The following is a 12,193-nucleotide window of genomic DNA, read 5'->3' on the forward strand; positions in this document are numbered from 1 at the left end:
CTAAAATAGGCTTAGGCCCGACCAAGAAAACTTAATTGAAATCAGCTAATTACAAAGGAGCGATTATATGAACATTATTTTTCATGGACAAAGCTGTGTTGAGATTCGATTAAAGGAGCATACGCTCATCATTGATCCCTTCTTGAACCATAACCCTCTGGCCGCTGCAAAACCGGAAGATATTAAGGCCGATTACATACTCGTTACTCATGGTCATGCCGATCATTTAGGTGATTCACTAGAGATTGCAAAGCGCAACGAAGCCACTATTATTGCACCCAATGATTTGGGGAGGTACTTATCTTTCCAAGGGGCAAAAACCCACGGAATGGGGATCGGCGGAGAATTTCATTTTCCTTTTGGTAAAGTGAAAATGACACTAGCGCTGCACGATTCTTCCTATAACCCGCCAGGAACCAAAGAAAATATTTATACAGGGATGGCTAGTGGTTTCTTAATTACGGCAGAGGGGAAAACGATCTACCATGCAGGGGACACGGGCCTTTTTGGAGATATGCAATTGCTGGGCAAATTAAATGCTATTGATCTTGCCTTCCTTCCAATTGGTGACAACTATACCATGGGCCCACGCGATGCCGTAATCGCCGCACAATTCTTACAAGCAAAAATGGTCGTTCCGTTGCACTACAACACATTTCCACTCATTAAGCAGGATCCCAAGGCTTTTGTTGATAGTCTGGCTTCTGAGGGAATTAAGGGTGTTGTCATAGAACCTGGTCAAAGTCTATCATTCTAAATTAATTCTAAAGGAGGCTTTGTAGCCATGATGTTTGAGCACTTGGTTTCGTTCAAATTTAATGAGAATTTAGATCCGCAGAAGGAAAAGGAATTGCTTGAAACCTTATTGTCATTAAAAAATAAGATCTCTGGGATCGTCGATTTATCGGCAGGCGTAAATGTGACAGAAGAAACAGATAATGTGCAAGGATACACGTTAGGACTTCGTGTGACTTTTGAAGATCAAGAATCTTTACGACAATATGGACCGCATCCTGCGCACCAGCAATTCGTGAAATCATTAGAAGGAATTATTGAGAATGTCATAGTGATTGACTACCCAATTGTGAAGTGAGTGATAAACAGGGGGAAAGCCGAGTGAAATTAGCCTTTATTTCGGATATACATGGGAATGCAATCGCTCTCGAAGCAGTTTTGCAAGATATGGCTAAGCATGAGATAGACCGTATTTATGTACTGGGTGATCTTTGCTACCGTGGACCAGATCCCAAAAGATCTCTTTCTTTGGTCCGTTCTTTAAATACTCAGGTCATTAAAGGAAACGCAGATGAATGGGTTGTGCGCGGCGTAAATCAAGGAGAAGTCCCGGAGCAGGTCATTGACATGATGAAGAGAGAACGGGAGTGGACCGTTGCGCAATTGGACGAGCAGGATATCGCATACTTGGTGAGTCTGCCTACTGAAATGAAGCTTGAGATAGAGGGGATCTCTATTCATGCGTTCCATGCGACGCCAGATAGCTTGTTCGAAATCGTACTTCCTGGCGTTGGCGATGAGGTGCTGAAGTCAAAGCTTATGTCCGCGTCGGATGCGGATATTTTCATTTATGCTCATATCCACAGACCATTCATCCGTTATATGGAAGGTAAAATACTGTTGAATACCGGAAGTGTAGGTCTACCTTTTGACGGTATGTCTAAAGCTGCCTATGCCATTGTTGAAATTGAAAATGGACAAATCCGAACATCGATTGAACGTGTTCCATTTCGAATTGAGGACGTAGTCAAGCAATATGAAGAAGTCCATTACCCGAATGCAGAAATGATGACGAAAATTGTTCGAAACGGTCTTGTGAAATAAGAAAGAATTATTGAGCCTCTGTATTATTCGTTTGGCGGTCTTTCCAAAATAAGACGGTCAGCATACGCTCGACCCATTCTTTATCTTCTGTCGTAAGTACAAAACCATCAAACATGAGCTCATTCTCTCGGAGAAAACGCCGCAAATTAACGGGATTGCTTTGAAATTGCTGTTCAGACGGAGAAGACTCCAGATATCCAGCGATATCCATCAGTTCGGAATAGGAAGTGTTAAGCCCTTCTGACAGCTTCATTAATACTTCCGGTGAAGGAATGCCGCGGTTACCGTTCTCTAGTTGGGAAATATAAGCTGCTGAGACTCCTGAACGGTCGGCAAGCTCACGGATGGTGAAGCCTTTTAATTTGCGCATATCTTTTAATTTATCGTAGAAATACATAGACTCTCACTCACCCTCGCTAACAAAAGTAAACATTAGTAAACGATATAATAGTAGCAGTTTACTAAAGTAATTACAATCGAAGTTACGGGTAAAATTGATCCATTTCAGGTTACTTATGTAAACAAAAATGGTTGCATAAGTAAAATTTAATGGTATAATGTTTGCAAGGGGAACAAAATGAGAACGGGGGTCTATGGCAGAATGAATATAAAGATCTTGGCGAAGACCGATGTTTTTATTAAAGCGAGAGTCATTAAAGGTTACTCCCAGCGAGAGTTGGCGAAGCACTCGGGTTTAAGTCATGCTTATATCAGTCTGCTTGAACGATCGATTAAATCAGTGGGTCCATCCACGGCTAAGAAATTGAGTGATTTGCTAGATAAGGATTTGGAAGAGTTGTTTCTAATTGAGATGTAGTCTGAATTGAAATGATTTTGAAGAAAAATATATGTAAACTAAGACCCGCGGCCTCTTGTTGTGGGTCCTTTTTTTGGACGATTACATTTAAAGTAATACATACAAGGAAGGATGTACATATTAATTTATAGGAATACGGAAGGTTGATCAACTTATTCGTGAATATAATAATGAAGTTCTGAGGTGTGACGAGTGCAGCAAGAAAATTGTGACATATCCCCGATGAAAGAACAGTTGAAGCAACAATTGCGCCACATTTCCGCTGAAATAGAGTGCAGTTTGGATACCTTAGATAATGACGAAAATAACTGTCTTTTAAGTCGATTTGACGAAATTCGTGAAGCCTTCAAACAAGTCGAATCCATAGCGGCTTCCTTCTATTTGCAATGTTATTTATCCTCTTTCACGACCCATTATTTAGACTTGTCCATTTGCATTCAGCATCTGTCGGAACGCCGACATGGTGCTTTGATCGTGATCCAGAGGAACGATCTGCTGGATATGTTTATGCACTCTGGCATTATGTTGGAAGCAACGTTGACGTACTCGTTATTGGAAGCCATCTTTTACCCTGGCAACCCGCTGCATGATGGAGCCCTATTGATTCAATCTGACCGAATCGTCTCGGCTGCGAATGTTTTGCCAGTATCTAATATTACGGTTGAAAAAAAACTGGGGACAAGACACCGTGCTGCAATAGGTTTGACAGAGCGAACCGATGCTCTTGTACTCGTCGTTTCAGAGGAAACCGGCAATGCTTCCTTTGCCTATAAGGGGATCCTGCACCCCATTAATTCTTTGGATCCAATGATCTAGCCGACCAACGGTACGATAGATTCAAATCACTCTTTTCTGATAAAAAAAATGTTTCACTAAGAAAACAGATTGCGGGAAATTCAATCCGAGCTGCCATGCCCCAACGCCTCTAAGATGGTAATCGACGACAGTTTGAAATTTTGCTGCACGGGCTCGCGCATCTTCAAACCACACACTATGTCTTCTACCGTTTTCGTCCCAATATGAGAAATAAGGTTGTTGGTACTGTATAGAATATTGAATCGGTACTTCATACCTCAAAGCTGTTTCGGTAGCCGTTGTAACGGAAACAGCTTTAGCGCTGATTACGGTTCCATTGTCCATCGTCCAGTCATACCCATACCTGGGTACCCCAAGAATAATCTTGTTCCGAGGCATGCGCTGCACGGCATAATCGAGGGTTTTACGTATCTCATCGATTGGGGCGACAGGTCCGGGACCGGAATGCTTTTCATGCCAATCGTAGGCCATTATGAAAGCGAAATCCACGACAGCACCGATCCCGCCGTAATCATAACCTGGATAATCGCTATCGCTTTTTTTTACATGAAGGGCGACCGATGTTAAGTATCCCTCCGGATTCAAACGATCATTTAACGAACGTAAAAAGCCGGTATACAAGTCTCTTTCCCCTGCCTGCACTTGCTCAAAATCAACATTTACACCAGCATAATTTTTTGTTTTTATCAATGTATAGATGTTATTAATGAGTCGATTCCTTATTTCAGGAGAGTTAAGGACTTGCCTTGTCATTTCAGGGCTGAACCCTTCCGGCGTTAAATTCGTAATCGTCGCAAGAGGAGCAACTCGCTGATTCCTTGAAGCTCTTACGGCGAGTTCATCGTTCTTTAACGTGCTCAAGTTCCCTTCTTCGGTAATGTGATATTCAAAAATGCCAAAGTAGGCATTGTAAGGAGAAAAGTTACGGGTAGTCATTTCAATTTGTTCAGGTGTAGCAGGAATGAAATAACTTAAACCTTCTTCCGGGTATTTGGTTCTCACCGGCAGATACAGCTTCATGCCTACAGATAATACATCGCTTTGAAGCCCGTTAGCCGAACGCAGGGTATCCACGGGTACCAAACTCATCTGTGATATCGTATATAACGAATCTCCGGGCTGAACAATATAATAAGTTGATGGAACAATCAAAGCTTGACCGGGAACCAGCGTTGGATCAATCAAGCCGTTTACTTCACGAATTTTATCGAGGGGAAATTGAAATTTTGAAGCAATAGAAAAAAGAGAATCTCCATTTTTTACAGTGTAAATAAACATATGAAATTTAGTCCCCCCAGCAGAGCAAAGATACTTCCTTCCATAGATATTCATTAATAGGCATGTTTCAGAACGGCTGCACCGTACTGGCGAAAGGAAATTCGAGGAGAACCGCAGCCCACACTTTCTCGAAAATTATGGCATATCATAATTTTAATTTGTTTGGAAAATTCAAGGAAACTGTAATTATTATGCGAGGTGAAATCATTGCAAAAAATGACAAAGACGCCAAGTAAGATTAAAAAGGTGATACCTAAAAAACCAAACTCTATTCAAATGCGAGGGGATATATGGGATCAACACACACTAAAGCATTTAATGCAAAGGAAGCCTAAAATCATATATAAAGGTAAAAGTCGGTTTCAAAATATTGTCTTGCTCGAAGCGAAAGATGTACGGATGTATTTGGATAAGCAGCTGCAATTCAGTTCATTGGATGAACGCTTTTATCACGAGGCCCTTGTTCACCCGGCAATGACGATGTCACCAAGTCGCCGTAATGTTTTGATTCTAGGCGGTGGCGATGGATTCGCAGTACGAGAAGTGCTTAAATATAAGGATGTAAAAACGGTTGATCTGGTTGAACTGGATCCCAAAATCATTAAAATAGCCAAAAGAAAGCCCATATCTACTTTAAATCATCGATCATTATTTAATAAACGCGTAAAGGTTCATCAAATGGATGCCAAATTATTTTTCCCAACTTCTAAATCCTATCATGTGATTATCGTGGATTTTCCCGATCCATCAGATAAAGTGATTAGTAAGCTGTACACAAAAGAATTTTTTCAACGTGTAGTAAAATCGCTTGCTCCAGGCGGTATTATTGTCATCCAATCCAATTCAACAGAAGATATGCCGCGAGTCTATTGGAGCATTCATAATACGTTGAAAAGCATAGGAATGAAGACGAAAAGCTACTATGTTTATGTCCCTTCTTTCGGAGATTGGGGCTTCCAGATCGCTTCGTTTAAAAACTTTATCCCAGGCAGAAAGAAAGTTCCTGTCCCCAACCAAACACTCCCCAAAAACCTTTCAAGATTGTTCAAATTGCCGGCAGAAGTTCTAGAATCAAAAAATGTAGCTTTACCAAATAGCTTGAAAAACCTAAGATTATTTAAATATTATCATCAAGATCAGAAAGAAGCCGTTGCGCAATGATGAAGAGATAGAGGGCTATGGGATAGTCCTCTTTGTCTTTTCATGCCAATTTTCATCTAGAATTCAGGAACCTCTTGTGAATCTTTCAGATAATGGTATGGACGTTTAACTTTGAAAGATTGTGTTTTTAAAGGATTTATGGCTGGTCTGACGTCCTTTTAAACTGATAAGGGGTCAATCCCACGTGTTTCTTGAACATTTGGCAAAAATAAGAGAAGTTTCCCAGACCGACAGCCTGCCCGATTCCCTGTATGGATATGTCACTTGTTTTAAGCAATAAGCAGGCTTGACGAATGCGTCTTGCAGTCAAATATTCGGTAATGCTGCTGCCTACGATTTGTTTAAAGACCGCGGATATGTGATTTGGCGATAAATGAATGGCCTGTGCGAGTTGATTAAGCTCAAATGGCTCCATGTAATGGATTTCGATCCATTCCATGACCTTCTCAGCAATGGATGAGGACTTTACTTTAGCATTACGTTCAGTGATTAGAGGATAACCGGTTCTTGGATAGGAAGTTTTCAGATGATGCATCAAGTTGGTCAAGAAGAATAATTGTTCTTCGAGCAATTGTTCTGGTTTGGCCTGCTCAATTGTATACTGGTGAGCTTGGAGCAAGTTATGCAAAGCCTCCGTGTCTAGTCCGCTTATCATTTGAATAGATAGGGGGTCTTTCCAAAGCTTCTGGAAAAATTCGCGTGTGGAAGGGAACGCCGCCAAACAGCCATCAAGCAGTGCAGGTTCAAATACGAAAAAAGATCGGATGTACGCTTGATGGGCTGCTTCGTTCATACGTATCCGATGAAGCTGGAAAGGTCTGAAGTAAAACAGAATACCCGGAGCCAGGTCGAAAATTTGTTGCTCCACAATGACTGTTCCAGTACCTTCGTGGACAATAAGGATTTCCATACCTTGATGTGCATGGTAGATTTCAGCAAATGCATTTGTCCGATTTCGATAAAATTGAAGATGTGCCGGGTGTTGATTAAGGTTCAAGTAATTCATTACCTTCATGGTCCGAATGACTCCCATCTTCTCTAGTATGTAAAATCATAACACAACAACATTTTATCATAAGAGCACTACACTCTGTTCGATTGATTTTTGCTATACTGAGGGCAAGAATTTCGGTGGGAGTGATAGAGATTGCTTGGTCAACGGTTGACTCAGAATTGGGAGCATTACTGTGGAAGTCTAGGAGGTGTGTGGGAAGTATGGCGGGGCGATAAGCTCCAAAATCACTATAATGTGCCATGGAAGCAAGTAAAGCTTCCGCATTCTTACAATGCTTTGGATACGATGGATCCAGACAGTAAGTACTATCAAGGGCAGGGCTGGTATCGCACAAAGTTGGAGGTGAACAATCCGTATCCGAATGGGAGAACGCTGCTGCACTTCGAAGGAGCTGGACAGCGTTCTAACGTATTTGTTTATACCGAGCAGGTAGGAGAACACCTTGGTGGGTATGATGAATTCACGGTTGATATTACTGAAGCAGCCGAACGAGCGCGGGAAATTGAACGCTATGAGGGTAAAGTCGCCGTAGCTGTCATGTGCGATAACAGCCGTGAGCTTGAGACGATTCCATCAGATGCCAGTGATTTCCACCTATATGGCGGTGTGTATCGCTATCTTAATCTGGTTTATGTGCCAGCGGTGTCGCTGGAGAAGGTACATATCGAGACGGACACTCAAACATTGCAAAAGTCGAAGGTATCCGGCTCCGATTCGGTATCCTCCTGTACGGTGAAAGTTCGCGCTGCGTTATATAATCCGAATGGCTTGAACGAAAACCTGCAATTGACGATCCAATTAACGGACCCAACGGGACATGTGATAGCGGTTTCAAACGTGAGCTCAATGCCGTGGGAAGGGGATAAGGAGCTAACGGTATTCGAGCTTGATACACCTCATCTCTGGTCGACGGATCAACCTGTCTTGTATGGTTGTAATGTGACACTTTCGTGCGTCCATGGAGAGACAACGGTTAACGAGAAATTCGGGGTTCGTTTCTTTGAGTTTATGAAGCAAGGTCCTTTCAAGCTTAATGGTGAGCGGTTATTGCTTCGTGGTACTCATCGTCATGAGGATCATGCCGGCGTTGGACCCGCGATGACAGAAGAGATGATTCTTGAAGAAATGCAATTGATTAAGAGCATGGGCGCTAACTTTATTCGGCTCGGACATTACCAGCAATCGAGAATTGCACTGAATCTTTGCGATGAGCTCGGCATATTAGTTTGGGAAGAAATCCCTTGGTGCCGTGGAGGATTAGGGGGCGAAGCTTACCGGCAGCAATGTCGCGATATGCTAAGCGCGATGATCTCTCAGCATTACAATCATCCGTCCGTGATTCTTTGGGGGCTTGGCAATGAAAATGATTGGGAATGCGATTTTGATTATTTCGATCAGGAAGAAATCCGTCGCTTTATGAAAGAGCTTCATGACCTGTCACACCAGTTGGATCCAGGGCGTCTGACTGCGATACGGCGATGTGAGTTTTGCAAAGATATTATTGATGTCTACTCGCCATCAATTTGGGCAGGGTGGTATCGAGGCATATACACAGACTACGAGAAAAGCTCCAGGATGGCCTTTGAACAAGTAGACTCCTTTTTCCATATGGAATGGGGGGCTGATAATTTGCCTACTCGGCATGTGGAGAAAACATACACCGGTTTCGAGTATATCCCACGCGGAAACGGAGCTACAGAAGAGCGAGATGGGGATTACTTACTTACTGGAGGCGAAACGCGTGTCTCTCGGGACGGTGACTGGTCGGAGACCTACTTCTGTGAAATGATCGATTGGTATTTAAAATGTCAAGAGGGGATGGATTGGCTGACAGGCGCGGCACAATGGTCCTTCAAGGATTTCGCCACGCCAGTCCGTCCGGATTCACCGATTCCATATCTGAATATGAAGGGAATCGTTGAACGTGATTTGACGAAGAAGGAAGCTTTTTATGTCTTCCAATCCTATTGGTCTAAAGAACCTATGGTACGTATCTACGGTCACACGATGCCAGTCCGTTGGGGTGAAGAGGATGAGCAGAAGTGCCTAAAGGTTTATTCCAACTGCTCTAAGGTGGAGCTTTTCCTTAACGGGGTTAGTTTAGGCGTGAAACAGCGAGATTCCAAAGACTTTCCATGTGCGGGTCTACGTTGGAACACTGCCTTCAATCCTGGCATGAACCATGTGCAGGTCATCGCTGAGAAGGAAGGCATCATCGTGAAAGATGAGATGACCTTCAATTACCAGACAGAGACATGGGGGGAGCCAACGGAGCTTCAGCTCACGTCAGTGAAGCAGGATGATGGTCGTATCTATGTGGAAGCGTGTATGTTTGACGAGAAGGGTGTTTTTTGTCCGGATGCTTCTCATTTCATTCGTTTTGGACTTAGCGGCGATGGCAAGCTGCTTGATGGTCTTGGTACGATCCATGGCTCGAGGCTTGTACAGCTGGCAACTGGACGTGCGGGGATTTATATCGATCCACTAGGTGGAAGTGCAGCTGCCATCGGTGAGACTGCGTTCATTTCTGCGGGGGGACCAGCCATGGCTGCGGTCAAAACAGGCAAGGTAGCTCATCTACCGACTTCGGTAGTCAGCGCGAAGTGTGAAGGCATGGCTACTGCTTTTATCACTTTATAATAAAACCAAAGGAGCGAATCGAATGGAGAACAAGACAACGATTCAAGCTGACAAGTGGAAGAACGCGGCAAGCATGAAGGAAGCACTGCCCCTCGTATGGGAAGCGCTGCAGGTTAAAGTAGATAGAATGATCGAGCAGTTCGGGGATAAATCTCCGCATGTGGCTAAGGCAGACGGTATCTACGATGACATGCGGCACGATTGGTGGACATCCGGTTTTTGGCCAGGCATCCTATGGATTATGCACGAAATGACCGGCATGGAGCATTACAAAAAAGCGGCATGGAGCTGGGACGAGAAGTTTGAAAAGAAGATGATCGAGGCTAACAACTACCATCATGATGTAGGCTTTCAATTCTTGCCGACGGCAATTATCAAATACAAGCTGACAGGTGATCAGGACGGTAAGCGCCGGGGGCTGTTCGCGGCAAACTTCTTAACGGGACGCTTCAATCTGGCTGGTCAGTTTCTGAGAGCTTGGAATCAAGAAAAAATCGGTTGGTCTATCGTAGATTCGTCTATGAACCTTTCCATCTTGTTTTGGGCTGCTCAAGAGTCGGCTGATCCACGGTTTGAGCATGTAGGCAAGGCGCATGCTGATACGGTGGTGGATCACTTTATCCGAGAAGACGGATCTGTGAATCACATTCTTAGCTTTGACCCTAGGTCGGGTGAACTCATCGAATCTCTTGGCGGGCAGGGGGCAGGACCTCACTCTTCTTGGAGCCGTGGGCAAGCATGGGCGCTTCATGGTATGGCCAATACATACCGTTACACAGGCGATGCCAAATATCTCCATGCGGCTAGACGCGTAGCGCACTATTTTCTAGCTTGCTTGCCTGAGGATTATGTAGCGCATTGGGATTTCCGCGCAGCCGAATCATTAGAGGGTCTCCCGCGCGATACGTCTGCGGCAACCTGCGCTGCGTCTGGTTTGCTTGAGCTGGCTGATGCACTCCCATCCGTAGAGGGCGCGCTCTATCGACGGGCAGCAGAACGGATCCTGCTTTCCTTGACCCAGAACTATGCGACATGGGATCAACCGGAGCATGAGGCAATCCTGCTTGGCGGAACTGGCAATTTACCCGCTGGGCAGAACATTGATGTTTCCTTGATCTATGGAGACTATTATTACGTTGAGGCTATTGCAAAGCTGCTAGGCTGGAAGAATCGAATTTTCTAGAAAACAGGCATGTGACCTGCTGATTTCATGATGGAATTAGCAGGTCACAGGTCAATTGCTTTTACATGTGTAAGGCGTAGAAGGATAGTAGCCGCAGGGGAGGAACCTGATGATGGGGATCTTAAAGTTAAAGAAGGAACAATGGAAAGATTACTTTGATATGGACAGAATTCTCCATGATGCGGAGGAATCGCTTCACGCCCCGATGATCCATTTAACAGATCATATTGCTTTTGGAAGTCCAGGAGGTTTGCATGATTATTATTCGAATGGAGACTACTGGTGGCCTAATCCGGATACGAAGGATGGGCTGCCGTATATTCGCCGCGATGGTGAAAGTAATCCTGGCAATTTCGATCATCACCGGAGCACGCTGCGGCTTATGAGGTCGCATGTGGTTAGGCTGGCTTCGGCCTATCGGATTACGGAGGACGAACGGTATGCGGCAAAAGCGATACAGCTTTTGAAGGGGTTTTTCTTGGATGAACAGACCCGAATGAATCCGCATCTGCTGTATGCCCAAGCGATTCCTGGCGTATGTGAGGGAAGGGGAATCGGGATTATCGATACACTTCATTTGATCGATGTTACGGTTGCCGTTGAAGTTCTACAAAGAGCATTGAGTTTGGAGGAATCTACAAGGTTGGGCATAGTGGACTGGTTCTCCAATTACTTGAATTGGATGAGCACGCACCATCAAGGTATGGAGGAAAGGGACGCGTCCAATAATCATGGGATCTGCTGGTTCGTGCAAGCAGCGGCATTTGGACGGATGACTGGAAATCAACAAATGCTTGTCTTTTGCCGGGAACAATTCAAGACTCGTCTGCTGGCTGAACAAATGGATCAGAACGGCAGCTTGCCGAGGGAATTGGCGCGAACTAAGCCTTACGCCTATTCCATCTTCGCATTGGATAATCTGGTCACTCTCTGTCATATCCTATCGACTCCGAACGATAACCTATGGGATTATCAATTACCCGATGGAAGGGGAATCCGGAAGGGAATTGAATTTCTGACACCATATTTGATGAATAAAGCTGCATGGCCATATAAACATGATGTAGAATGCTTTGAAGAGTGGCCTGTCGGGATATCATTTCTATTATTCGCGGGGCTTGCTTACGAATCTGATGATTTGCTGAAGCTGTGGCACGAGCTGGATAAAAGCCCGACGAGTTCAGAGGTGCGTCGAAATATGGCCATCCGACAACCACTGCTTTGGTTATAAGAATGTGGAGGCAAGGCCGCGAAGGGATGTCTGGTAACTGAGGACACTCCCTTTTTTTACGTTTACATCCATATTTGAATAGCCAGATTAGGTAATGAGGGTGTGGAGTTTCGATTTTAAAGATGAATTTACGATTATGAAGATTTATTATCTCCATGATTTATATAAAATTGAGGGAGAGTGCGCACTCGAAGACAATGAAAGGAGCTTAAA

The 12,193-nt window shown here is 44.1% G+C and carries 12 protein-coding genes; 9 read left to right on the forward strand and 3 right to left on the reverse strand.

The genetic code is table 11. The features are described 5' to 3' along the window. Window positions 1-67 precede the first annotated feature (67 nt). The 3 genes from QFZ77_RS14390 to QFZ77_RS14400 are packed head-to-tail and all read left to right on the forward strand — an operon-like array spanning window position 68 to window position 1,839. On the forward strand, window positions 68-757 hold the full coding sequence (locus tag QFZ77_RS14390) for a metal-dependent hydrolase (RefSeq protein WP_307440607.1): 690 nt from the start codon (window positions 68-70) through the stop codon (window positions 755-757). Between the two features lie 27 nt (window positions 758-784). After that, on the forward strand, window positions 785-1,093 hold the full coding sequence (locus tag QFZ77_RS14395; RefSeq protein ID WP_307440609.1) for a Dabb family protein: 309 nt from the start codon (window positions 785-787) through the stop codon (window positions 1,091-1,093). Window positions 1,094-1,116: 23 nt separating this feature from the next. Then, window positions 1,117-1,839: a metallophosphoesterase family protein gene (locus tag QFZ77_RS14400; RefSeq protein ID WP_307440611.1), complete on the forward strand. Its 723-nt coding sequence runs from the start codon at window positions 1,117-1,119 to the stop codon at window positions 1,837-1,839. A gap of 7 nt (window positions 1,840-1,846) precedes the next feature. Here QFZ77_RS14400 and QFZ77_RS14405 read toward each other — a convergent pair whose 3' ends face one another. Further along, the gene (locus QFZ77_RS14405) at window positions 1,847-2,236 is read right to left on the reverse strand and encodes a helix-turn-helix domain-containing protein (RefSeq protein WP_307440613.1); all 390 of its coding nucleotides are present in this window, start codon (window positions 2,234-2,236) and stop codon (window positions 1,847-1,849) included. 204 nt (window positions 2,237-2,440) lie between these two features. On the opposite strand from QFZ77_RS14405, the gene QFZ77_RS14410 reads away from it, so the two are divergent. Both QFZ77_RS14410 and cdaS read left to right on the forward strand, forming a co-directional pair. Continuing rightward, window positions 2,441-2,656, forward strand: coding sequence for a helix-turn-helix domain-containing protein (locus QFZ77_RS14410; RefSeq protein WP_216625547.1), 216 nt, complete (start codon window positions 2,441-2,443; stop codon window positions 2,654-2,656). A 192-nt stretch (window positions 2,657-2,848) separates the two neighbouring features. Then, window positions 2,849-3,472 (forward strand): sporulation-specific diadenylate cyclase CdaS, encoded by a 624-nt coding sequence (gene cdaS, locus QFZ77_RS14415; RefSeq protein WP_307440616.1) that lies wholly within the window; start codon window positions 2,849-2,851, stop codon window positions 3,470-3,472. Between the two features lie 21 nt (window positions 3,473-3,493). On the opposite strand, the gene QFZ77_RS14420 is transcribed toward cdaS, so the two are convergent. Then, entirely contained in the window at window positions 3,494-4,750 is a 1,257-nt protein-coding gene (locus tag QFZ77_RS14420) for a glycoside hydrolase family 18 protein (protein WP_307440618.1), read from the reverse strand. 216 nt (window positions 4,751-4,966) lie between these two features. Here QFZ77_RS14420 and QFZ77_RS14425 point away from each other — a divergent pair, with 216 nt between their 5' ends. Continuing rightward, on the forward strand, window positions 4,967-5,911 hold the full coding sequence (locus tag QFZ77_RS14425; protein ID WP_307449514.1) for a fused MFS/spermidine synthase: 945 nt from the start codon (window positions 4,967-4,969) through the stop codon (window positions 5,909-5,911). Window positions 5,912-6,047: 136 nt separating this feature from the next. On the opposite strand, the gene QFZ77_RS14430 is transcribed toward QFZ77_RS14425, so the two are convergent. Next, a complete protein-coding gene (locus tag QFZ77_RS14430) occupies window positions 6,048-6,926 on the reverse strand; it encodes a helix-turn-helix domain-containing protein (protein WP_307440620.1) in 879 nt (292 codons plus the stop codon). 132 nt (window positions 6,927-7,058) lie between these two features. Here QFZ77_RS14430 and QFZ77_RS14435 point away from each other — a divergent pair, with 132 nt between their 5' ends. The 3 genes from QFZ77_RS14435 to QFZ77_RS14445 all read left to right on the forward strand — a co-directional run bounded on the left by QFZ77_RS14435 (window position 7,059) and on the right by QFZ77_RS14445 (window position 11,980). Beyond that, window positions 7,059-9,566, forward strand: a complete 2,508-nt coding sequence (locus tag QFZ77_RS14435; protein ID WP_307440622.1) for a glycoside hydrolase family 2 TIM barrel-domain containing protein — start codon at window positions 7,059-7,061, stop codon at window positions 9,564-9,566. 73 nt (window positions 9,567-9,639) lie between these two features. Beyond that, window positions 9,640-10,749: a glycoside hydrolase family 88 protein gene (locus QFZ77_RS14440; protein WP_373462743.1), complete on the forward strand. Its 1,110-nt coding sequence runs from the start codon at window positions 9,640-9,642 to the stop codon at window positions 10,747-10,749. A gap of 109 nt (window positions 10,750-10,858) precedes the next feature. Then, on the forward strand, window positions 10,859-11,980 hold the full coding sequence (locus tag QFZ77_RS14445; protein ID WP_307440628.1) for an alginate lyase family protein: 1,122 nt from the start codon (window positions 10,859-10,861) through the stop codon (window positions 11,978-11,980). Window positions 11,981-12,193 lie beyond the last annotated feature (213 nt).

Origin of the sequence: Paenibacillus sp. V4I3, assembly GCF_030817215.1 — a bacterium.
GTDB lineage: Bacteria > Bacillota > Bacilli > Paenibacillales > NBRC-103111 > Paenibacillus_E.